The organism is Streptomyces sp. NBC_00029 (genome assembly GCF_045160505.1).
Taxonomy (GTDB): Bacteria; Actinomycetota; Actinomycetes; order Streptomycetales; family Streptomycetaceae; genus Streptomyces.
Genome location: NZ_CP108292.1, coordinates 3,871,301 through 3,892,168 on the forward strand (window position 1 = coordinate 3,871,301; position 20,868 = coordinate 3,892,168).

Below are 20,868 nucleotides of genomic sequence, written 5' to 3' on the forward strand. Positions count from 1 at the left end.
GACACGGACACCGGAAGGGCCCCAGGCGTCGCCTGGGGCCCTTCCGCGTTCCCGTCGCAGTGCTAGACCGTTTCTGCTTCCGCGTCCCACGTACGCAGCCGCAGGGGCAGCCGGGCGTCCCCGGACGCCGTGGGCCGCACCGCGAGCACCTGGTTGACCCCGAGGCGGCCCCGCTCGAAGCCGAGCGCGCAGGCCGCCATGTAGAGCTGCCAGACCCGGGCCCGCCCCGGGGAGGTCAGCCGTACCGCCTCGGTCCAGTGCTCCTCCAGGCGGGACACCCAGGCCCGCAGGGTCAGCCCGTAGTGCTCGCGCAGCGCCTCCACGTCGCGGACCTCGAAGCCGGCTCGCTCCAGTTCGCCGACCGTGGAGCCGAGCGGGGAGAGCTCCCCGTCGGGGAAGACGTAGGCGTCGATGAACTCGTCGATCCGGTAGGCCTCTTCGTCGGGCTCCGGGCGGCGGGCGATCTGGTGGTTCAGCAGCCGTCCGCCGGGGCGCAGCAGGGCGTGCAGGGTGCGGGCGTAGTCCCGGTAGCGGTCGGCCCCGACGTGTTCGGCCATCCCGATGGAGGAAATGGCCTCGTACGGGCCGTCGCTGACGTCCCGGTAGTCCTGGATCCGGATGTCCACCACATCGGTCAGTCCCGCGTCGGCGACCCGTTTACGGGCGTACACGGCCTGCTCCCGGGAGAGCGTGACGCCGGTGACCCGGACGCCGTACTCGCGGGCGGCGTGCAGCGCCATGGACCCCCAGCCGCAGCCGACGTCGAGCAGCCGGTCCCCGGGCCGCAGGGCGAGCTTGCGGCAGACCAGGTCCAGCTTGTCGCGCTGGGCCTGTTCCAGGGTGGAGCCGGGGCTCCAGTAGGCGCAGGAGTACACCATCGAGGGGCCGAGCACCCGCTCGTAGAAGTCGTTGCCGACGTCGTAGTGGTGGCTGACGGCCCGGCGGTCGCGGACCTTGCTGTGGCGCGGCCCGGTCCGCCGGGAAGCCGCCTCCTCGGCGGGGGGCGCGGGCGGCGGGAGGGGTCCGGCGAGGGCGATCAGCTCGCGTGCGGCGGCCCGGTGGGCGGGATCGCGCCACTTCGCCCCCGGCAGCCGGGAGAGCGCGGGCAGACCGGCGCGGCGCACGGCGCCCCCGAGCGCCGCGAACCGTCCGGGCCCGCCCTGCGCCGTGGAGACGGCGGGGCCGACGGGCGGCAGTTCCCGTTCCCGCTCCCACAGCAGGCCCGCCACCCGGTCCAGCAGGTCGAACAGGCTGCCCTCGACGGTCAGCTCCCCCGCCACCCAGGCGCGGGCCAGACCCAGCTCGCCGGGCCTCCAGAGCATCCGCCGCACGGCGCGGCGGTCGTGGATCACGAGCACGGGACCGTCGGGCGGACCCGCCTCACTGCCGTCCCAGGCACGCACGCGCACCGGCAGCGGGGCACCCATCAGAGTCTCGGCAACAACGGCGAGCCGCGGCGCGGCGTCGGTCATGGCGCACCTCCACAAAAGCTCCGACCCCTCCGTCTACCCATCCCGGGCCCCGGGTACGCCGAAGAGGCCGCCCGCACCACGGATGGCGGGCGGCCCCTTCGGGGTCGTGCAGGTCGTACAGGTGAAGCCGTTGGACCCGGTGGAGCTCAGGTCCGGCCGGTCACACCGGTCAGGAGGCCTTGGCCTTCTCGGCCGGGGCAGCGGCGGCGGCTGGGGCCGGCGCCGGCTTGGCGGCCTCGTAGAACTCCTCGCGGGGGGTCTCCAGCGCACCGAGGGAGACGACCTCGCGCTTGAGGAACATGGCGAGGGTCCAGTCGGCGAAGACGCGGATCTTGCGGTTCCAGGTCGGCATGGCCATGCCGTGGTAGCCACGGTGCATGTACCAGGCGAGCCGGCCCTTGAGCTTGATCTTCGTCTTGCCCATGACGATCATCGCAACGCCCTTGTGGAGGCCGAGGCCCGCCACCGCACCCTTGTTGGAGTGCGAGTACTCGGCCTGCGGGAAGCCCCGCATGCCCGAGATGACGTTGTCGCCGAGGACCTTGGCCTGGCGCAGCGCGTGCTGGGCGTTCGGCGGGCACCAGGCGTTCTCGACGCCGGCCTTGCGGGAGGCCATGTCCGGAACCTGGGCGTTGTCGCCGGCGGTCCAGATGTAGTCCGTGCCCGTGACCTGGAGGGTCGGCTGGGCGTCGACGTGGCCGCGCGGGCCCAGCGGCAGGCCGTAGCGGGCCAGCACCGGGTTCGGCTTGACGCCGGCGGTCCACACGATGGTGTTGGAGTCGACCTCGAGGCCGTTCTTCAGCACCACGTGGCCGTCCACGCAGGAGTCCATGGAGGTGCTCAGGTAGATCTCGATGCCGCGGGACTCGAGGTGCTCCTTGCCCCAGGTGCCGAGCTTGGGCCCGACCTCGGGAAGGATCTTGTCGGCCGCGTCGACCAGGATGAAGCGCATGTCCTCGCGCTTGATCGTGGAGTAGTACTTCGCGGCGTCGCGGGCCATGTCCTCGACCTCGCCGATGGTCTCCGCACCGGCGAAGCCGCCGCCGACGAAGACGAAGGTGAGGGCCTTGCGGCGGACGTTCTCGTCCGTCGTGGACTCGGCCTTGTCGAGCTGCTCGAGGACGTGGTTGCGCAGGCCGATGCCCTCTTCGACGCCCTTCATACCGATGCCCTGTTCGGCGAGGCCGGGGATCGGGAAGGTGCGGGAGACGGCGCCGAGCGCGATCACCAGGTAGTCGAAGGGCAGCTCGTACGCCTCGCCGACGAGCGGCGTGACGACGGCGACCTTGCGGTCCTGGTCGATGCTGGTGACCCGGCCGGTGAGGACCTCTGCCTTGGGCAGCACGCGTCGCAGCGGGACGACGACGTGCCGAGGCGAGATGCTGCCTGCGGCCACTTCAGGGAGGAAGGGCTGGTAGGTCATGTACGAGCGCGGGTCGACGACCGTGACGGTCGCCTCGCCGTAGCGCATCTTCTTCATGATGCGCTTGGCTGCGTACAGGCCTACGTACCCACCTCCTACAACGAGGATCCTGGGACGCTCCGTGGTGCTCATGGAACGAGTATCCAGCACCCAAAGGGGTGTCGCTCGTGAGCCCCTTCACAAGGACTGGGAGACCCTCTGCTACACTCCGCCGCCCACGTGACGGAGGTCATGGTGCGCGACGGGAACCACGAGGTGTCCGGAGTCGTTGTTCACCCGTCCTGAACTGGCCTCCAAGGCCGAAAGCGGACTGGACCACAGGGGTTCGTCCATACCTCTGACGCGGAACCCGTCGCCTCCGCGGATCGCACGAACGCGACGGAAAAAGGGCCTGAGGGCCCCCGGAAGGGCCCCAAGGACCCCTCCGCCGACCCAACAGACCCTTTTTCCTTGTGAAGAACTTCACGAACTTTGTTTGGATCACCGCCCCGAGAGCCCCTCACAGGCTGCTTCGAAGGTCGTTCAGGCGATGGACCAAGCGATTCCATCGAGGATGTCGTGCTCCGACACGACAACCTCGGAAGCGCCGATACGTTCCATGATCGCCAACAGCACCAGCGCGCCCGCGCCGATCACGTCCACCCGGCCCGGATGCATCACCGGGATCGCCGCGCGCTCGGCGTGCGTCTGCGTCAGCATCCGCTCACTGATCCCGCGGACCTGCTCGTAGGAGATCCGGGAGTGGTGGATGGCCGACGAGCGGTACTCCGGCAGCCCCAGCGCGATCCCGGCGACCGTGGTCACCGAGCCGGCCAGGCCCACCAGGGTGCGCGCCTCGGACAGCGGGACGCTCTCGGCGGCCAGGTCCAGCGCCGCCTCGATGTCCGCCCGGATCGCGGCGACCTGCTCCGCGGTCGGCGGGTCCGTGACGACCCCGTCCACCACCAGGTGCCGCTCGGTCATCCGGACGCAGCCGATGTCCACGGAACGGGCCGCCCGGACGTGCTCCTCGCCGACCACGAACTCGGTGGAGCCACCGCCGATGTCCACCACCAGGAACGGCCGCTCCAGGTGCTCGTGGGCCGTGAGCTCCTTGGTGGCACCCGTGAAGGAGAACTCCGCCTCCTGGTCACCGGAGATCACCTCGGGCTCGACGCCCAGGATGTCCAGGACGCCCCGGACGAAGTCCGCCCGGTTCTCGGCGTCCCGGGAGGCGGAGGTCGCCACGAAGCGCACGCGCTCCGCGCCGAACTCCTTGATGACCCCCGCGTACTCGCGGCAGGCGGCGAAGGTGCGCTCCAGGGCCTCCGGGGCCAGGCGGCCGGTCCGGTCCACGCCCTGGCCGAGCCGGACGACGGTCATCCGGCGGTCCAGCTCGACCAGCTCGCCGGTGGCCGGGTCGCAGTCCGCCACGAGCAGCCGGATGGAGTTCGTGCCGCAGTCGACGGCGGCGACCCGGGTCACGCCCGCGACTCCCCGTCGTCCGTCTTCTTCTCACCGCACGGCACGACGCAGGCGCCCTTGGCCCACCACTCGGGCAGCATGGCGAGGGCCTCGTCGCCGAACGGGTTCACCCCGGGGCCGGCGGCCAGGGAGTGGCCGACCAGCACGTGCAGGCACTTGACCCGGTCCGGCATGCCGCCGGCGCTCGGGAAGCCCTGGAGCACCTCGATGGCGTCGCGCCGCTCGATGTAGTCCTCGTGCGCGGCCTGGTAGGCGGCGGCCAGTTCCTTGTCCTCGGCGAGCCGGGCCTGCATCTCCTTCATCACGCCGTTGGCCTCCAGCGTGCCGATCGCGGAGGCCGCGCGCGGGCACGTCAGGTAGTACAGCGTCGGGAAGGGGGTGCCGTCGGGGAGCCGCGGGGCGGTCTCCACCACGTCCGGCTGCCCGCAGGGGCAGCGGTGCGCGATGGCGCGCAGTCCGCGCGGCGGGCGGCCGAGCTGCTGCTCGAACGCCTCGATGTCCGCGTCGGTCGGCTCGGTCCGGTCGGTCTGGGGCGGGGGCGTCTGCATGCCTGGAGGAAGTCTCTTCGTTCTCGTGGATGGGTGCTGCGGTACGGCGGTACGGGTCAGTCGCCGGGGCGGTCGGCCTTGTCGACGCCGTCCCAGACGTTGGAGTACCAGGGCCGGTCGGAGCCGGCCTGGCCGGTCCGGTTCGGCTGTGGGGGCTGGGCCCCGGGGTCGCTCATGATGTAGCCGATCTCCCCCGGGCGCAGGAAGTGCAGGTGCTTGCGCGCCTGCTGCTCCGCGTAGGCGTCGTCCTGCCAGCGGGCCTTCTCGTCGCGGAGCCGCTCCAGGCGCTCCCGCGCGGTCGCGGCGGCCCGCTGCTGCTCCGCGATCTCCGAGCGCTGGGACACGTACTGACGCATCGGATACGCGAGGGCGACGACCAGCGTACAGAGGACGAGCACCAGGAGCGCGGCACGGCCGGTGAGCCGGCTGCGGCGGACCTGACGCCGCGACTGCGACCGGTAGACGTGGGCGGCGGTCCGCTCACCGAGCTGCTTGAGCCTGGTCGCGGTGGAGAAGGTGGAGAACCGATCCCGGTTCCCGGCCATTGGTCCGCCTCCCCTAGGTACGCACTACGCAATACGTCCCCGCACACGGTACGGGACCGAGTGCGGGGACGTACGGAGGCCAGCCCCTCAGGGGGGTGATTAGCCCTTGAAGCGCGGGAAGGCGGAGCGGCCCGCGTACACCGCGGCGTCGTCGAGGATCTCCTCGATGCGCAGCAGCTGGTTGTACTTGGCGACGCGGTCCGAGCGGGCCGGGGCGCCGGTCTTGATCTGACCGCAGTTCACGGCGACGGCGAGGTCGGCGATGGTGACGTCCTCGGTCTCACCGGAGCGGTGGGACATCATGCACTTGAAGCCGTTGCGCTGGGCCATCTCGACGGCGTCCAGGGTCTCGGTCAGCGAACCGATCTGGTTCACCTTCACGAGCAGGGCGTTCGCGGAGCCCTCCTCGATACCGCGGGCCAGACGCTCCGGGTTGGTGACGAACAGGTCGTCACCGACGATCTGGACCTTCGCGCCGAGGCGGTCGGTGATGGTCTTCCAGCCGTCCCAGTCGTCCTCGAACAGCGGGTCCTCGATGGAGACGAGCGGGTACGCCTCGACGAGCTCGGCGTAGTAGTCGGTCATCTCGGCGGCCGAGCGGGACTTGCCCTCGAACTCGTACTGGCCGTCCTTGTAGAACTCGGACGCGGCGACGTCGAGCGCGAGCGCGATGTCCGTGCCCGGGGTGTAGCCGGCCTGCTTGATGGCCTCGATGATGAGGTCGAGCGCGGCGCGGTTCGACTCCAGGTTCGGGGCGAAGCCGCCCTCGTCACCCAGGCCGGTGGAGAGGCCCTTGGTGTGCAGGACCTTCTTGAGGGTGTGGTAGACCTCGGCACCCCAACGCAGCGCCTCGGAGAAGGACTCCGCGCCGATGGGGGCGATCATGAACTCCTGGATGTCCACGTTGGAGTCGGCGTGCGACCCACCGTTGAGGATGTTCATCATCGGAACGGGCAGCAGGTGCGCGTTCGGACCGCCGAGGTAGCGGAAGAGCGGAAGGTCCGAGGCCTCGGACGCGGCGTGCGCGACGGCCAGGGACACGCCGAGGATGGCGTTGGCGCCGAGCGAGCCCTTGTTGTCGGTGGCGTCCAGGTCGAACATGGCCTGGTCGATCAGACGCTGCTCGGTGGCGTCGTAGCCGACGAGCTCCGGGCCGATCTGCTCGATGACGGCGAGGACGGCCTTCTCGACACCCTTGCCGAAGTAACGGTCGGGGTCACCGTCACGGAGCTCGATGGCCTCGAATGCACCGGTGGAGGCGCCGGACGGAACTGCAGCACGGCCGGTGCTGCCATCGTCGAGGCCCACCTCGACCTCGACCGTGGGGTTGCCTCGGGAGTCCAGGATTTCCCGGGCTACGACGACGTCGATGGACGGCACGAGCATCTCCTTCTGGGATGTGACGCTGGGTGTGCGGTGGCGTGTCAGGCCGTGGGATGGCCTTGCCGCCTAGAGCCTAACCGGCTCCGGGCACTCGACCGGCCGACCGCCCGGACCCTGGGACGAAAAAGGGACCGAATACCCCTCTTCCGGGACATAGCCCCTTGATCATCGGCCCACGGAGGCCGGGAACAGCACCGCCCGGCGCGTGGAGCATGCGCCGGGCGGTGGGCATCCTGCACACAGTCAGAGGACGTCCTGCACAGGGTTTTGCGGCTTTTGCCGCAATGTTCAGCTGAGCTTGAGCTTCTGACCCGGGAAGATCAGGTCGGCGTCCGAGACGATGTCCTTGTTCAGCTCGAAGAGCTTCTCCCAGCCGCCCTTGACGCCGTTGGTCTCGGCGATGGTGCCCAGGGTGTCGCCCGGCTTGACCTCGTACGAGCCGTTGCCGGTCTTCGGCGCGGCCGGAGCCTCGGTGCGCTCGGAGCGGGTGACCGGAGCCTCGGCGCGCTCGGTCTTCGGCGCGGCCTTGGTCTCGGTCTTCTTCTCGGTCTTCGGCTTCGGCTGCGGCTTCGTCTGCGGCTTGTTCGACGCCGGGGTGCCGGTGCCGCCACCGTTGTTGGCGGCGTTCGACAGGCCCTTGCCGCAGTGCGGCCAGGCGCCCTTGCCCTGGTTCTTGAGGACCTTCTCCGCGACGGCTATCTGCTGCGCCTTGGTGGCCTGGTTGGCCTGCGGGGCGTACGCCTTGCCGCCGTGGCCGGCCCACGTGGAGGACGAGAACTGCAGGCCGCCGTAGTAGCCGTTGCCCGTGTTGATGGCCCAGTTGCCACCGGACTCGCACTGCGCGACCTTGTCCCACTCGGACGTGGTGGCGGCACTGGCGGTGCCCGCGGCCATCAGCGGGGCGGCCACGGCCACACCGGCGACACCGGCGAGCGTGACGATGCGGACGGACCGCTCGATGGCGGTACCGCGACGGTGCTTGCCCTTGCCGGAAAGCAGCATGGAGTTCTCCTCACCGACGCCTACGAGGTGAGCTGTCGGGTTCGGGCGAGTGAGTTGCCCGGCCGTGCGACCTAGCGCACGTCTTAACCCCTAGCCGGTGGCGTGACCGTCTCTCAACGGCCGCTCCCGGCACCTACCTTGGTTCCCCCGCTCCTGCCTTCGGCGCTTGACGCGACGACTGTTCCCCCCGTCCGCCGGCAGGATTCGGCGATGCGGTCGAAGGAGCTCGCGGTGGCGAGCGATTCAGAAGGTAGACAGGTCTCTCCCCGATGTTCAACGAGGAACATCGGGGAGAAACGGCCCCTACTTGCGCTCCCCGCAGAGGTGTTTGCGCAGGTGAGGGCGGTGTTTGCGGAAGCCCCGCGGAGAGACACGCCAGTTGACCGGAAGAGACGCATGTCTCACTTGACGAAAACCGACATTCGACCCTTTCCGGATAACTGAACTGTCCTTATTACGTGGTTAGATCCAGGTTCTGGCCGGGCTTGATCAGGTTGGCGTCCTCACCGATGACCTGCTCGTTGGCCTCGTAGAGACCGTTCCAGCCGCCCTTTACGCCCTTGGCAACCGCGATGGTCGCCAGGCTGTCGCCCGCCTGGACCGTGTACGTGGGGTTCGACGAGACGTCAGAGGGGCCCGCCGACTCGGGTGCAGGCGCACCGCGGTGCTTGCCGTTGCCCACGCCCGGAGTGGCACCCAGGGTCTCGGGCGTCTCCGGAGCCCCGGGAGCCGCAGGGTCCGTCGGGGAGACCGGGGGCAGTCCGGGCGTGACGGGCGGGGTCGTGGGCGCGGTCGGGTCCACCGGCAGCGTCGGGGCCGTCGGGTCGACGGGGGCCGGCGTGGTGCCCGGGAGCGTCGGGTCGACGGGAGGCGTCGTCGGGACGTCCGGCGCGGGCATGACGGGCAGTCCGATGGACGGGGCGTCGGGAATGAGGAACGGGGTGTCGGACGGGCTCGGGGTCGGCGACCCGTAGTCCGTGGACGGCTTGCCGCCCTTGGTGGACGGAACCGCGTCGTCCGGGCGGGCCGGCGCCGGGGCGAGCGGGCCCTTGCCGCCGGGCAGACCGGGGTCCACCTGTGCGGCGGGGCTCTGCCGGTCCAGTCCGGCCGAGGCCGCGCACAGCGGCCAGGCCTGCGGGCCCGTCGAACCCAGCACCCGCTCGGCCACCGCGATCTGCTGCGACCGGCTCGCGAGGTCGGGGCGCTCGGCGAAGTCGAGTCCGCCGGCGCTCTGCCACTCCTCCTGGGTGAACTGGAGTCCGCCGTAGGCGCCGCTGCCGAAGTTGGCGCTCCAGGCGCCACCGCTCTCGCATTCGGCGACCTTGTCCCATGTGGACGTGTCGGCGGCGGTGGCACTGGTTGCCGCTAGCAGCGGCAGAGCCAGCGCGGAGCCAGTGACTCCGGCTGTGACGACCAGCGCGGGGACCTGGCGGGGGCGTCTGTGGCGGCCGTTCCCGGAACGCATGTAGGTGCACCTTTCGCATAACAGCGGGGTAACGGCAGAACCTAGCGGCCTTCGAACGATTGTCACAAGTTCAAGCTGGATCTGACTTTTAATCAGATGTCGCTGAAGTGTTTTGAGCTGTAAACCGAACGGGAAGAGTACGTAGCCCTCGCATGATCAACCCCCCACGCCAGCGCAGGTCTTGGGGCGGAATGGCGAGCTCCAGATCGGGCAGGCGCGTCAGCAAAGTCGCGAGCGCAGTCTGTCCTTCGAGCCGGGCGAGCGGGGCACCCACGCAGTAGTGGATGCCGTGACCGTATCCGAGGTGCTGGTTGTCGCTCCGTGAGAGGTCGAGGGTGTCCGGGTCCGCGAACCGCTCGGGATCCCGGTCGGCGGCGGCGAGGACGACCAGGACCGGGTCGCCGACCTCGACGGACATGCCCCCGAGGGTCAGCGGCTCGGTGGCGAACCGCCATGTGGCCAGCTCCACGGGACCGTCGTAGCGCAGCAGTTCCTCGACCCCGGTGGCCAGCAGTCCGCTCTCGCCGGCCGCGAGGGAGAGCTGGAGGCGCTCGCGCTGCCCGGGGTTCATGAAGAGGGAGTGGACCCCGTTGCCGATGAGGTTCACGGTGGTCTCGAAGCCGGCGAAGAGCAGGATGAAGGCCATGGCGGTGGCCTCGCCCTCCGTCAGATGGTCACCGTGATCGCTCGCCCGGATCAGGTCGGAGATCAAGTCGTCGCCCAGATCATCCCTTTTGCGGTGAATGAGTTCACCGAGATAGGTCCGCATCTGCTTGACCGACCGGGCGACCCCGCCCCGCGGGCCCCCGCCGTGGCGGATCATCATGCCCGCCCAGTCGCGGAAGTCGTCCTGGTCCTCGCGCGGTACGCCGAGCATCTCGCAGATGGCGTAGATGGGGAGCGGGAAGGCGAACTCGTGAATGAGATCCGCCTCTCCCTTCTGCGCGAACCCGTCGATGAGGTGGTCGGTGAGCGCCTGCACCCGCGGGGCGAACTCGGCGACCCGGCGCGGGGTGAACGCCTTCGACACCAGCCGCCGCAGCCGGGTGTGGTCCGGCGGGTCGATGTTGAGAAGGTGCGTCATCAGCTCGGCCTTGCGCTCGCCGGGGATCCCGGTCTTGCCCTTGGCGTGCGCGGGCTCAGCGTGGTGCGCCGGATTCTTGCTGAGCCGCTGGTCGGCGAGGGCCTGGCGGGCGTCGGCGTACCGGGTGACGAGCCAGGCCTCGACCCCGCTGGGCAGCTTCGTGCGGTGCACCGGGGAGTGCTCGCGCAGCCAGGCGTAGGCCGGGTAGGGGTCGGTCGCGAACTCCCAGTCGAAGAGGGTGGGGCCCTCGGCGGAAGGGGTGTCGGCGGGGTTTTCGGAGGTCTGCTCGTGCACCTGATGACCGTATCCCGGCGCCGAGCTCCCATCCGATATGGGTCGTTCGTCGCGGCTGTCCGTAGATCGTCCATCCCTTGACGTGGCCTTCTGTGACATTCCTACTTTCGGTCTTGTGGATGTGAGGATCTTGAAGAGCAGTTTCGCGGTGGTGGAGCGACGGGCCGAGCACGCCGTCAAGTTCTTCTACTCCCACCTGTTCTGGCACAACCCCGGAGTCCGTGCCCTCTTCCCGGACTCCCTCCACGACATGGAGCGCCAGCGGGACCGGCTCTTCGCCGCGCTCACCCACGTGATCACCCACTTCGACGACGAGACGATCGGCCCCTATCTGCGGGACCTGGGACGCGACCACCGCAAGTTCCTGGTCCGCCCCGAGCACTACGCCGCCGTGGGCGCCAGCCTGCTCGCCGCGCTCGCGGAGACCTCCGGCGCCGCCTGGACCCCGTCGGTCGAGAAGGCCTGGGCCGAGGCGTACCAGGTGATGGCCGATGCGATGACGGCCGGCGCCGACGCGAGCGAGGACCCGCCGTGGTGGGACGCGGAGGTCGTGCGCCACCTCACGTACGGGCCGGACATCGGCGTCCTGACACTGAGGCCGCACGCGCCCTTCCCCTATCTCCCGGGCCAGTACACGAGCGTGAGCAGCGAACGCCTCCCGACGGTCTGGCGCACGTACTCCATCGGCAACGCCCCCCGCCCCGACGGCACCGTCGACCTGCACGTCAGCAGGATCGACCACGGGCGGCTGAGCACCGCCCTCGTCCGCGAGACGCTGCCCGGCGACGTGCTGCGGCTCGGCGCCGCCGGCGGGCAGCTGACCTTCCGCCGCGGGGACCGCCCGGCCAGCCTGATCGCCGCCGGCACGGGCTGGGCGCCGATCCGGGCCATGCTGGAGGATCTCGCGGAGCATCCCCCCGATCAGGACGTACGGCTCTTCGTCGTGGCCCGGGACGGCGCGCACCTCTACGACCGCCCGCTCATCGACGCGTACGCCGCCGAATGCGGCTGGCTCGCCGTCACCTACATCGCGCCCGCCCCCGGGCAGCACCGCAACCAGGCCACCGACCGGCTCGCGACCGCGCTGGGCAACCGGGGCCTGTGGCCCGACCAGGACGTCTACCTCAGCGGTCCGCCGCAGTTCATCGACGAGACCGCCCACCTCCTCCGGGAGCTGGGCGCCGTCCCCGGCCACCTCTTCCACGACTCCGTACCGGCCCGGGGCCAGGGACACCCCGAGCGCCCGCTGGGATTCCGCGAATGGTTCCTGGACCCCCCGGCGCCCCACTGGCACAACCCGTCGGCCCGCGCCCCGAGGACGCACTAGGGGGTGTCCTTCCGGGCATCCCGGCGGCTACTGCGCCGGGTCGGCGATGCCCTCCGCGGCCCGGATCGCGTCCCGGTAGGCGCGGGCCGCCGCGCGCAGCGCGGTCTCCGGGTCGGTCCCCTCCGCCTCGGCGCGCGCCGCGAGCGCCAGCAGCTCGTACCCGATGCCCTCGCCGCGGGGCAGCTCCACGGCCACGCCGCCCGTACGGGCCCGGCCCGCGAGTTTCGCCGCGAGCGCCAGGCCGGGCTGGCCCACCGGGATCCCGTCGGTGACCGACTCCCGCCGCTTCTCCACCGCCTTGGTGCGCTGCCAGTGCGCCTTGACGTCCTCCGGGGTCTCGGCCTTCGCGTCGCCGAAGACGTGCGGATGCCGGTGGATCAGCTTCGTGACGAGGGCGCCGGCCACGTCGTCGATGGAGAAGGCCTCGGCCGCGTCCTCGTCGTCCCCGCCGGCCTCCTCGGCGATCCGCGCGTGGAAGACCACCTGCAGCAGCACGTCGCCGAGTTCCTCGCGCAGCTCGTCCCGGTCCCCGTCCTCGATGGCCTCGACCAGCTCGTACGCCTCCTCGATCGCGTACTTGGCCAGGCCCAGGTGGGTCTGCCGGGAGGTCCACGGGCACTCGCGCCGGACCCGGTCCATCACCTGGACCAGGTCGAGCAGGCGCGCGCCCGGCAGATCGTACGAGCCGGGCAGCAGTTCCAGATCGGGCATGGAGACCCGGCCCGAGCCGGCCAGCCGGGCCAGTCCGTCGGTGAGCCGCTGGTCGCCCTCGCCGCCCGGGAGCACCACGACCGTACGGCCGCCCGCGCAGGCCTCGACCAGCGCGTGCGCGTCCGGGCTCTCGAACGCGACCTCGACGCCCGCCTCCGCCAGGTACGGCAGCTGCGGGTGACCGGGGTCGGCGCACAGCACCCGGTCCGCGGCGTGCAGGGTCTGCCACGCCGGCCAGGACAGTACGCCGGGGGCGACCCGGTGGCTGGTGGTCAGCAGGACGATGCGGCCCGTGGGCTCGCCGGCGGCCGCGGTGGTGGGTTCGGAGTGGTCGGTCACCCTCCGAACCTACCTCCGATCCGCCGGCCCACGGCCCGGGGGACCGGCGGACCGGCGGACTTCCGGGTGCTCAGGCTCCGGCAGGGGGCTGTTCGGGCCGGGTCCGCTGGGTGATCCAGGGCGTCTCCCCGCCGCCGAGCCTGATCTCCTTGGCGTCCCAGGCCCCGTAGCGCGGGTTCACCTCGATGTGCAGGGCCTTCACGGCGGCCCGGGCGGGCTCCTCCAGCTTCCCCGCTCCGTACTTGGCGGTGAGCTTGGCGAAGAGCACCTGGTCCCGCAGGAAGCGGTCGACCTGGGCGGGGGCCATGGCGCCCTTGTGCAGGAGGACCGCCTCGAACTGCTCGTTCCCGCCGCTCTCGGCGGCGCGGGTCCTGCGTTCGTCCTCGATGTCCTTCTGGGTGGCCGTGAGCCCGGCGGTGTCGGCCATCTTGTCGATGATCCGGCTCTGGAGGGCCGCGTCGAGCTTCTGGCGTTCCAGGTGGGGGGTGCTCGCGATGAGCTCGGCGGCGGCCTGCCCGGAACGGTTCTGCGCCGCGCGGACGTCGTTCACCTGCGCCTGGAGCGAGGAGGTGGTGATGCGTTCGCCGCCCACGACGGCCGCGGTGCCGGGACGCGGCTCGCCCGAGCAGGCGGACAGCAAGGGCGCCGCCACGAGCAGGGCGGTGGAGACGGAGAGCGCTGTGCGACGGTGCAAAGGAGCCTCCAGGGCCGGGAGATTGTGCGTCGGTGCACAAAGGGCCGTGCGGTGATCGATGTTATGAGGTCACGGTGATCCGGACCACCGGTTCGACCAACGATTCGCGCGCGGACCGAACACGCACCGTTCATAAGCGAGTCGGCCCGCACCGGCGTGCCCGCCGCGCCATCCGTCACCCATCCTGGGGACCCCGCGACCCGGGCGGCGACCGGATCGGCCGTTGGCCACCCCGGGGCAACCCCTTGGTCACCCGGCGCTGCGAAGGTCGGCCCACCATGCCGACAACGCACCGCTCACCGCTCCGCCGGGCTCTGTTCGGCCCGGCGCTCGCCGCCCTCCTCACGGCGGTCGCCCTCTGCGCCGGGGACGCGGCCGCGCGCGTCTTCCCGTACGGACCGCGCCACCGAAGCGTCAACGACCTCGGCAATCAGTTCGTCCCCTTCCACGCGCAGCTGTGGGACCTCCTGCACGGCCGCGCGGAGGGCGGGCTGCTGTTCAACTGGCGCTCCGGCTACGGCATGAGCTTCCTGCCGGACCTGGGCACCTATCTGACCAGCCCCTTCGCGGTCCTCGTCGGCCTCTTCCCGCGCGCCGACATCGACCTCGCCGTGTACGTCGTCACCGTGCTCAAGACGGCCGCCGCCGCGGCGGCGATGTGCCGGCTGCTGCTCGCACAGTGCCGCGGGCCCCGGTGGACGGCCGCGCTGCTCGGGGCCTCGTACGCGCTGTGCGGCTGGTCGGTGATCGAGGCCGCCTACAACCCGATGTGGCTGGACGGGCTGATCGCCTTCCCCCTGCTGTGCCTGACCGGTGAATGGGCCCTGCGCGGCCGGCGCGCGGTGCTCGCCCCGCTGGTCGTCGCGGTCTGCTGGACGGCGAACTTCTACACCGCCTACATGGCGACGCTGGGTGCCGCGCTGGTGCTGCTGGTACGGGTGGTGCTCACCCGGGAGGGTGCCCGGACCCGGCTCGCAGTGATCGCGCGGGCGGCCGGGACGACCGTGCTGGGCATCGTGCTGGCCGCGCCCGTGCTCCTGCCCCTCTTCCTCAGCTCCGGGCAGGCGTACCCGGGGTGGAACAGGGAGTTCCTCCCGGTGTCCTGGGCGGACCTGTTCGCGCGGCTGCTGCCGGGGACCTACTCCTTCTCCTCCCCCGCCGTCTTCGTGGGGACCGGCACCCTGCTCCTGGTGGCCGCGTTGCCCTTCCACCGCGCGGTCCCGCTCCGCACCCGGCTGTGGTGGTCCGGACTGACGGTGGCCGTCGCGCTCTCCCTCCAGTGGGCACCGACGCACCTGGCCTGGCACCTCTTCGCCACCCCGAACGGAAGTCCGTACCGGCAGACCTTCGTCCTGGCCGGGATCGCCGTGATCGCCGCCTGGACCGGGCTGGCGGCGGGCCCGCCGCGGCCGGTGGCGCTGGCGGCGGGGGCGGGCGTACTGGCGGCCGCCGTGCTCCGGGCGGGCGGCAGCCCGCTGGTGACGGCACCGGGGTACGCGCTGTTCGGCGGCGGGCTGGTGCTGGCCGGCGCCGCCTGGTGGGGGCTGCGCCACCGGCGGCTCGCGCGTCCGGCGGCCGGGCTGCTCGCGCTGGTCCTGCTGGCGCAGGCCGCCGCGACCACCGCGTACGGCCACCGGGGCAAGCTGGGCGGCCTGGACGACTACCCGTCCTGGGGGCCGGCGCACACCGCGCACGCCGAGGCCCTGGCCGCGGCCGACGGCTGGCCCGCGTACCGCACCGACCCGGGCCGGCCCGCGCTGTCGGGCAACGACCCGCTGCTGCTCGGCGGGGAGGGCGGCTCGTACTACAGCAGCCACACCCCGGACGTGTTCACGCGCACGATGGCCGCCCTCGGCGCCGGCTGGACCTCGCGCGGACGCAACGTCCAGAGCCTCGACAACCCGGTGACCGACGCCGTCTTCGCGGTCGGCGCACGCCTGCGCAGCGACGGCACGGTCCGCAGGACGCAGGTGCCCCCGCTGGTGACGATCCGCCCGCCCGGCCCGCCCCTCTCCTACGCCGACGACTCCCCCTTCGCCAACCAGGAGGCGCTGCTGGGTGCCCGGGTGTACGAGGCCCCGCTCGCGCCCGGGGTCTGCCGCGCGGGCACGGACGCCTACCTGTGGGCGCCGGAGTACAACGCGACGGCCCGCCTCGCGGACGGCCCGGCCTTCCGCCTGAACGGCAGCGCCCCCCGCAACCGGGCGGCCCTCCAGCCGATGGGCCCCTCGAGCGGGGCCTCCTCGGCGCTGGTCTTCGACGCGGCCGCGCCCCCGCGGTGGACCCTGTCCTGCCTGGACCGGCATCGGCTCGATGCCGCGGTGGCCGCCCTGCGGGCCACGGCGGCGACCTCGGTGCGCGTCGGGCCCTCGGGGATCCGGGCCGGCCTGCCGGAGGGGGCCACGGGCACGGCGGTCCTCTCGGTCCCCGCGATCGCGGGCTGGACCTGCAACGACCGCCCCGCATCGGCCCACCTGGGACTGGTCGCGCTGCCCCTGTCCCCGGGCACCGGGCAGCTCAGCTGCACGTTCCGCCCGCCGGGTCTGCTGCCGGGGCTGGCGGCCCTGGCGGGCGGGCTGGGGGTCCTGCTGGCCGTGGCCCTGCACGGCCGGCACCGGGGCCGGGCCCCGGGTCAGGCGGGCGGGCCGGCGTAGAAGTCCTCGGCGAAGGGTCCGCCGAAGAGGAGCATCAGCGGACCTGGCTCAGCCAGTGCAGGGTGCGGCGGATCTCGGCCGGGAAGGGGTGGGCCGGGCCGTGCAGCCGTTCCGCGTCGAACAGCAGGCGGGCCAGGGTGTCGTGGGCCGCCTGGCGGTCGCCGAGGGAGAGCAGCAAGTGGGCTATCCGGCGGCGGACCTCCAGCGGCAGGCCCGGGTCGGGGTTGGCGTAGTGGTTCTCGAAGAGCGGGAGCAGCGAGCGGTACTCCGCCAGGGCGGCGGCCGGCTCGCCGAGTTGCTCCAGGCACTGGGCCGAGTCGTAGCGGAAGCGCAGCGACTGGGGGTCGCCGGCCGGGAACTCGTCGGCGAGGCGGCGCAGTTCGGGCAGGGCGCGGCGGTACTGGCCGTCGTCCATCAGCGTGGCCGCGTACTGCTTGCGCAGGGAGCGGACCACCGGCGAGTGCTCGCCGTGCTCGGCGGCGGCCGCCGGGAGGATGCCGCCGAGGATGTCCACGGCCTGGGTGAGCTGCCCCTGGTCCAGGAGCTTGCGGGCCTCGTCCACGGCGCCGGGGACGTCGGCCTTGGGCGGCGCGGGCGGGGTGCTCGGCCGCGGGGGGACGGCCGTGGCCCGGTCCGGCCAGGGTGCCTGCGGGCGCAGGAAGGGCCGGGTCGGGTCGAGCGGGCCGGACGGGGTGCGGCTGTCGCGGGCGGGCAGCAGCGGGGCCAGGGCCTCGTAGACCTCCTGGGCGGAGGCGGGCCGGTCCTGCGGGTCCTTGGCGAGGAGGTGGAGCAGGAGCTTCTCCAGCTCCGGCGGGACCTCCGGGCGCAGCTGGCGGACCGGGAGCGGGGGCTCGTACAGGTGGCGGTGGAGGACGCCGAGGGCGGTGGATCCGGCGAAGGGGACGTTGCCGCTGAGGAGTTCGTACAGCAGCACACCGAGGGCGTAGAGGTCGGTGTACGGGCCGACGGCGCCGCCCATGGCCTGCTCGGGCGCCATGTACGCGGGGCTGCCGATGGGCGAGCCGGTGCTGGTGAGGCGGGTGGTGTCCGTGTCCATCACCGAGGCCACGCCGAGGTCCAGGACGAGGACGGTGCCGTCCGGGCGGACCATCACGTTGCGCGGCTTCAGGTCCCGGTGCACGATCGGCACCGCGTGCACGGCCGACAGGACCGAGCACAGCTGCGCGACGACGGCGACCGCCCACTGCCAGGGGTACGGGTCGTGCTCGGCGAGGTGGTCGGCGAGGTCCGCGCCCTCCACGTAGCCCATGACGAGGAACAGTTCGTCGCCGTCGCTGCCCGCGTCGTGCACGGTGACCAGGCCGGGGTGGTCGACCTGCGCGGTGACCCGGCACTCGCGCACGAAGCGGCGGCGCAGTTCCTCGGCGACGGTGCCGGGCCCGGCGACCTTGTCGGGGCGCAGCAGCTTGACGGCGACGCGGCGGTCGAGGCGCCGGTCGTACGCGGTCCAGACCTGGCCCATGCCGCCCTGGCCGAGGATGGTCGCGAGCTGGTAGCGGTCGCCGATGAGCCGGTCGGTCACTGGTGCGGGTCCTGGAACGGGGTCTGGTGGGGATCGTTGCGGGGGCCGCCGGCCGGCGGGGTCTGCTTGCGCAGCAGCTCACTGAGCTCGTCGAGCTCGGCCCGGACCTGCCCGATGCGCGGGGGCGGGGTCGCCTGCGGCGGCACCTGGGGCGGCGCCGGGGTGGGCGTGTGCACCGGGGTCGGCGCCGGGGTGGAGGGCCGGGTGGTGGCCGTGGAGGCGGGCGGGTAGCCGTAGGCGGGCCCGGTCGGCTGCGGGTGGGCGTACGGAGCGGACTGCGCCGGGTACCACTGCGCGGTCGGAGCCGTCCGCAGGGCCTCGTGGTACTTGATGTCGGCGACGAGGAAGTACACGCAGATCGCGAAGCCGGTGAAGATCGAGCCACCGGCCCCCAGGTTGCCCTGCCAGCCGTTGACGTCCGGGGTGGGGTCGATCTGGATGAGCGTCATCCATACGACGGCCAGCACGCCGCTGACCACCATCAGGATCCAGTCACGGGACTTGCGGGTGACCAGGGCGAGCCGCAGCAGTGACCCCCAGGCAAGGAAGCCGCAGCTGAGGACGGGCAGCAGCATGAACACGACGCGCAATGCCACCACACCCCCGGAATTGGACTGGGGGCCGTGCTGCGGCGGAAGGCCGGGGCCGTGCATCGCTGCTCCTGACGGGCCGTGCGGAAGAAGTTTCGGGTCTGAGGGTATACAGCGTTCCCGGCCATGGGTGAGGGGATGCGCGCAACCGTTGCACGCTCGCTGCACGGCTGTTCGCTCCGCCGATCACTCCGGCGTGACCGTGCCGTCGGAGAGGCCGTCGTAGAAACCCTGTACGAGTTGTTCGCCGAGCCGGCCCGCCAGCCGCAGCGCGTCCTCGAAGTCGGCGAGCGCGCGGAAGCGGTCCCCGTAGCCCTGCTGCTGCGCCAGGGGCAGCCGGGGCAGGCGCAGTCGGCGTACGTCGAGCCGGGTGGCGGTGGAGGCGTGGCTGCTGGCGCGGCGGTTGTTGGCGGTGCCGCGCAGGAATCCGGCCAGGAACCACGGGTCGAGGGCGGCCGGGTCGGGGCGCAGCAGGGCCAGGCCGCGGCCCGGTACGGCGCCCGCGGTGGCCTCGTCGACGACCCGGGCGATGGCCGCGCCGCCGACGAGGGGAACGAGTACGTCGCCGGGCGCGGTGACCACGGGCTCGTCCGCGGTGGCGGCCAGCGTGCCGGAGGGTCCGGTTCCGGCGTAGACGTCCTGTTCGGTGAGGACGGGGGCCGAGCCGGTCCCGCCGCCGGTGCCGGTGTGCAGCTCCAGGGCGCCGGCTCGGGCGAGTTCGCCGATGGTGGTCATCGGCGGCCGGGCCGCGGCCGCGGCGGGCGCCGTTGCCGGCGGCGGTGTGAGCGCGGTGGCCCGGCCGAGGGTCTCGCCGAGCCGCTCCCGTACGGCGGTCAATTCGGCCGGACCGCCACCGGCGGCCGGCGGGGGCAGGTGGCGGGCGGGGGTGAGGTCCACGTCGTCGTCCAGCAGCTCGATGACGGGCACGACGCGGCTGACGCCCGGAACCTGCTCCACGGAGCCGGTGCGGTCGTACGCGCCCCAGGCGTCCCGCACCGCGCCGTCCACGGCGGTCCAGGCGGAGCGGAGTTGGCCGTCGGCGGCGAGGGCGGCGGTGTCGATGAGCAGCAGCCCGACCGGGGGCGCCGCCTGGGGGGCGGGCCGGCGCAGCACCCACAGGTGCAGGGGGATCCCGTATGGAGGCGCCGCGCCGGCCGGGAGCGCGACGACGGCCCGCAGCGCGCCGCGGCGCAGCAGGTCGGCGCGGATGCGGCGGCCGGAGCGGCGGGCGGCGACGGCGGGCGGCATGAGCAGGACGGCGGTGCCGCCCTCGCGCAGGTGGGCCAGGGCGTGCTGGACCCAGGCGAGTTCGGATTCGGTGCGGGCCGGGAAGCCGTACTCCCAGCGCGGGTCGTAGGCCAGTTCCTCGTGGCCCCAGCCGCGTTCGTTGAACGGCGGGTGGCAGAGCACGGCGTCGACGGTGTCCTGCGGGAAGGCGTCTGCGCGCAGGCTGTCGGCGGCGGCGGCGCGGACCTGGGCGGGGCCGTTCAGGGCGAGGCGCAGTGCGGCGAGGGCGGCGAGTTCGGGCGAGGAGTCCTGCGCGTGCAGGGCGGTGGCGCCGGGGACGGCCCGCAGCAGGGTGCCGGTGCCGCAGGCGGGGTCGAGGACGGTGCGCGCTGCGGGTCCGGCGAGGGCGGCCATGAGCCCGGCGAGAGAGTCCGGGGTGAGCGTGTACTGGCGCGGGTTGGCGTCGAGGTGGCGTCCGAGGAGGAACTCGAAGGCCTGGCGGGCGCCGAGTTCGGCGGCGAGTTCGGCGGTGGCCCGCAGCAGCGGCATGGCGGCAGGGCGCAGCGGGATCGCGGTGAGGGCATGGCCGGGTCCGAGGCGCGCGCCGAGCACCTGATCGAGGACGGGCCTCAGCAGGGTGGTCATGCGTGCGTCGGAGACGGCGGTCAGCTCCAGCCAGTCGGCGGGCCGGTCGCGTACGACGAGCAGCGCGGCGCCCGCCTTGACGAGTGCGGTGACGGCGCCGCCGGGGTGGCCGGTGATCTGCTGCCAGACGCGTTCGCGCAGGGGGACCTCGGCGAGTTTGCCCTGGGCGCGCAGCCAGTGCTCCACCTCGCCGAGGGAGAAGGAGGGGCTGGTCTCGGTGCCGCCGACGGGCTTGGGGAAGTCGGCGTGGCGGCGCCGCCAGTTGCTCACGGCCGCGCGGCCGACTCCGGCCAGGCGGGCGACCTCGGCCGCGGTGACCTCGGCCGCGCCGGCCTCTGCTGCTGCCGCCTCTGCTGCGGCGGCCTCTACTGCGGCGTTCTCCTCGGGCATGCCGGGGAGCATACCCGCTCACACCCAAGAGACCGATTCACACCGTGAACCTAAACTCTTCCGCAAAT

Annotated in this window: 16 protein-coding genes and 1 riboswitch; of the genes, 2 read left to right on the top strand and 14 right to left on the bottom strand. The window is 72.5% G+C overall.

Going from position 1 to position 20,868, the window contains the following annotated elements; translation table 11 throughout:
* Window positions 1-62 precede the first annotated feature (62 nt).
* The 9 genes from OG753_RS18155 to OG753_RS18195 form a co-directional block, all read right to left on the bottom strand.
* Window positions 63-1,472, bottom strand: coding sequence for a class I SAM-dependent methyltransferase (locus OG753_RS18155; protein ID WP_405789186.1), 1,410 nt, complete (start codon window positions 1,470-1,472; stop codon window positions 63-65).
* Window positions 1,473-1,641: 169 nt separating this feature from the next.
* Window positions 1,642-3,027, bottom strand: a complete 1,386-nt coding sequence (locus OG753_RS18160) for an NAD(P)/FAD-dependent oxidoreductase (protein WP_327262809.1) — start codon at window positions 3,025-3,027, stop codon at window positions 1,642-1,644.
* A gap of 390 nt (window positions 3,028-3,417) precedes the next feature.
* Window positions 3,418-4,359: an exopolyphosphatase gene (locus OG753_RS18165; protein ID WP_383201518.1), complete on the bottom strand. Its 942-nt coding sequence runs from the start codon at window positions 4,357-4,359 to the stop codon at window positions 3,418-3,420.
* On the bottom strand, window positions 4,356-4,907 hold the full coding sequence (locus tag OG753_RS18170) for a DUF501 domain-containing protein (protein WP_327262811.1): 552 nt from the start codon (window positions 4,905-4,907) through the stop codon (window positions 4,356-4,358). Before OG753_RS18170 ends, OG753_RS18165 begins: the two co-directional genes overlap by 4 nt.
* Window positions 4,908-4,963: 56 nt before the next feature.
* A complete protein-coding gene (locus tag OG753_RS18175) occupies window positions 4,964-5,452 on the bottom strand; it encodes a septum formation initiator family protein (protein WP_327262812.1) in 489 nt (162 codons plus the stop codon).
* A 99-nt stretch (window positions 5,453-5,551) separates the two neighbouring features.
* A complete protein-coding gene (gene eno, locus OG753_RS18180) occupies window positions 5,552-6,832 on the bottom strand; it encodes a phosphopyruvate hydratase (protein ID WP_030763520.1) in 1,281 nt (426 codons plus the stop codon).
* Between the two features lie 291 nt (window positions 6,833-7,123).
* On the bottom strand, window positions 7,124-7,837 hold the full coding sequence (locus tag OG753_RS18185) for a transglycosylase family protein (RefSeq protein ID WP_327262813.1): 714 nt from the start codon (window positions 7,835-7,837) through the stop codon (window positions 7,124-7,126).
* A gap of 2 nt (window positions 7,838-7,839) precedes the next feature.
* A riboswitch (cyclic di-AMP (ydaO/yuaA leader) is annotated at window positions 7,840-8,012 on the bottom strand.
* Window positions 8,013-8,291: 279 nt separating this feature from the next.
* Window positions 8,292-9,302 carry a transglycosylase family protein gene (locus OG753_RS18190; protein ID WP_327262814.1) on the bottom strand — a complete coding sequence of 337 codons (1,011 nt, stop codon included), beginning with the start codon at window positions 9,300-9,302 and terminating at the stop codon, window positions 8,292-8,294.
* An 88-nt stretch (window positions 9,303-9,390) separates the two neighbouring features.
* The gene (locus OG753_RS18195; protein WP_405789190.1) at window positions 9,391-10,680 is read right to left on the bottom strand and encodes a cytochrome P450; all 1,290 of its coding nucleotides are present in this window, start codon (window positions 10,678-10,680) and stop codon (window positions 9,391-9,393) included.
* A 121-nt stretch (window positions 10,681-10,801) separates the two neighbouring features.
* Between OG753_RS18195 and OG753_RS18200 the strand changes: the two genes are divergently transcribed.
* Window positions 10,802-12,007, top strand: a complete 1,206-nt coding sequence (locus OG753_RS18200) for a globin domain-containing protein (protein ID WP_405789192.1) — start codon at window positions 10,802-10,804, stop codon at window positions 12,005-12,007.
* Window positions 12,008-12,034: 27 nt separating this feature from the next.
* Here the strand turns inward: OG753_RS18200 and OG753_RS18205 are convergent, their stop codons facing one another.
* A complete protein-coding gene (locus OG753_RS18205; RefSeq protein ID WP_327262817.1) occupies window positions 12,035-13,057 on the bottom strand; it encodes a nucleoside triphosphate pyrophosphohydrolase in 1,023 nt (340 codons plus the stop codon).
* Window positions 13,058-13,127: 70 nt separating this feature from the next.
* Window positions 13,128-13,751, bottom strand: a complete 624-nt coding sequence (locus tag OG753_RS18210; RefSeq protein ID WP_327262818.1) for a SurA N-terminal domain-containing protein — start codon at window positions 13,749-13,751, stop codon at window positions 13,128-13,130.
* Between the two features lie 278 nt (window positions 13,752-14,029).
* Between OG753_RS18210 and OG753_RS18215 the strand changes: the two genes are divergently transcribed.
* Window positions 14,030-16,405 carry a YfhO family protein gene (locus OG753_RS18215; RefSeq protein WP_405789195.1) on the top strand — a complete coding sequence of 792 codons (2,376 nt, stop codon included), beginning with the start codon at window positions 14,030-14,032 and terminating at the stop codon, window positions 16,403-16,405.
* A gap of 34 nt (window positions 16,406-16,439) precedes the next feature.
* Here the strand turns inward: OG753_RS18215 and OG753_RS18220 are convergent, their stop codons facing one another.
* The 3 genes from OG753_RS18220 to OG753_RS18230 all read right to left on the bottom strand — a co-directional run bounded on the left by OG753_RS18220 (window position 16,440) and on the right by OG753_RS18230 (window position 20,800).
* Entirely contained in the window at window positions 16,440-17,948 is a 1,509-nt protein-coding gene (locus OG753_RS18220) for a serine/threonine-protein kinase (RefSeq protein ID WP_327262820.1), read from the bottom strand.
* Window positions 17,945-18,601, bottom strand: a complete 657-nt coding sequence (locus OG753_RS18225; protein WP_401683754.1) for a hypothetical protein — start codon at window positions 18,599-18,601, stop codon at window positions 17,945-17,947. The genes OG753_RS18220 and OG753_RS18225 overlap by 4 nt, the downstream gene beginning before the upstream one ends.
* Window positions 18,602-18,724: 123 nt before the next feature.
* Complete coding sequence (locus OG753_RS18230) at window positions 18,725-20,800, bottom strand: class I SAM-dependent DNA methyltransferase (protein ID WP_405789197.1); 2,076 nt, start codon at window positions 20,798-20,800, stop codon at window positions 18,725-18,727.
* Window positions 20,801-20,868: the final 68 nt, after the last annotated feature.

Excerpts from the sequence above, each read along its gene's own strand:
- OG753_RS18155 (WP_405789186.1), bottom strand. The coding sequence starts at position 1,472 with ATGACCGACGCCGCGCCGCGGCTCGCCGTTGTTGCCGAGACTCTGATG.
- OG753_RS18160 (WP_327262809.1), bottom strand. The coding sequence starts at position 3,027 with ATGAGCACCACGGAGCGTCCCAGGATCCTCGTTGTAGGAGGTGGGTAC.
- OG753_RS18170 (WP_327262811.1), bottom strand. The coding sequence starts at position 4,907 with ATGCAGACGCCCCCGCCCCAGACCGACCGGACCGAGCCGACCGACGCG.
- OG753_RS18175 (WP_327262812.1), bottom strand. The coding sequence starts at position 5,452 with ATGGCCGGGAACCGGGATCGGTTCTCCACCTTCTCCACCGCGACCAGG.
- OG753_RS18185 (WP_327262813.1), bottom strand. The coding sequence starts at position 7,837 with ATGCTGCTTTCCGGCAAGGGCAAGCACCGTCGCGGTACCGCCATCGAG.
- OG753_RS18190 (WP_327262814.1), bottom strand. The coding sequence starts at position 9,302 with ATGCGTTCCGGGAACGGCCGCCACAGACGCCCCCGCCAGGTCCCCGCG.
- OG753_RS18215 (WP_405789195.1), top strand. The coding sequence starts at position 14,030 with ATGCCGACAACGCACCGCTCACCGCTCCGCCGGGCTCTGTTCGGCCCG.
- OG753_RS18225 (WP_401683754.1), bottom strand. The coding sequence starts at position 18,601 with ATGCACGGCCCCGGCCTTCCGCCGCAGCACGGCCCCCAGTCCAATTCC.
- OG753_RS18230 (WP_405789197.1), bottom strand. The coding sequence starts at position 20,800 with ATGCCCGAGGAGAACGCCGCAGTAGAGGCCGCCGCAGCAGAGGCGGCA.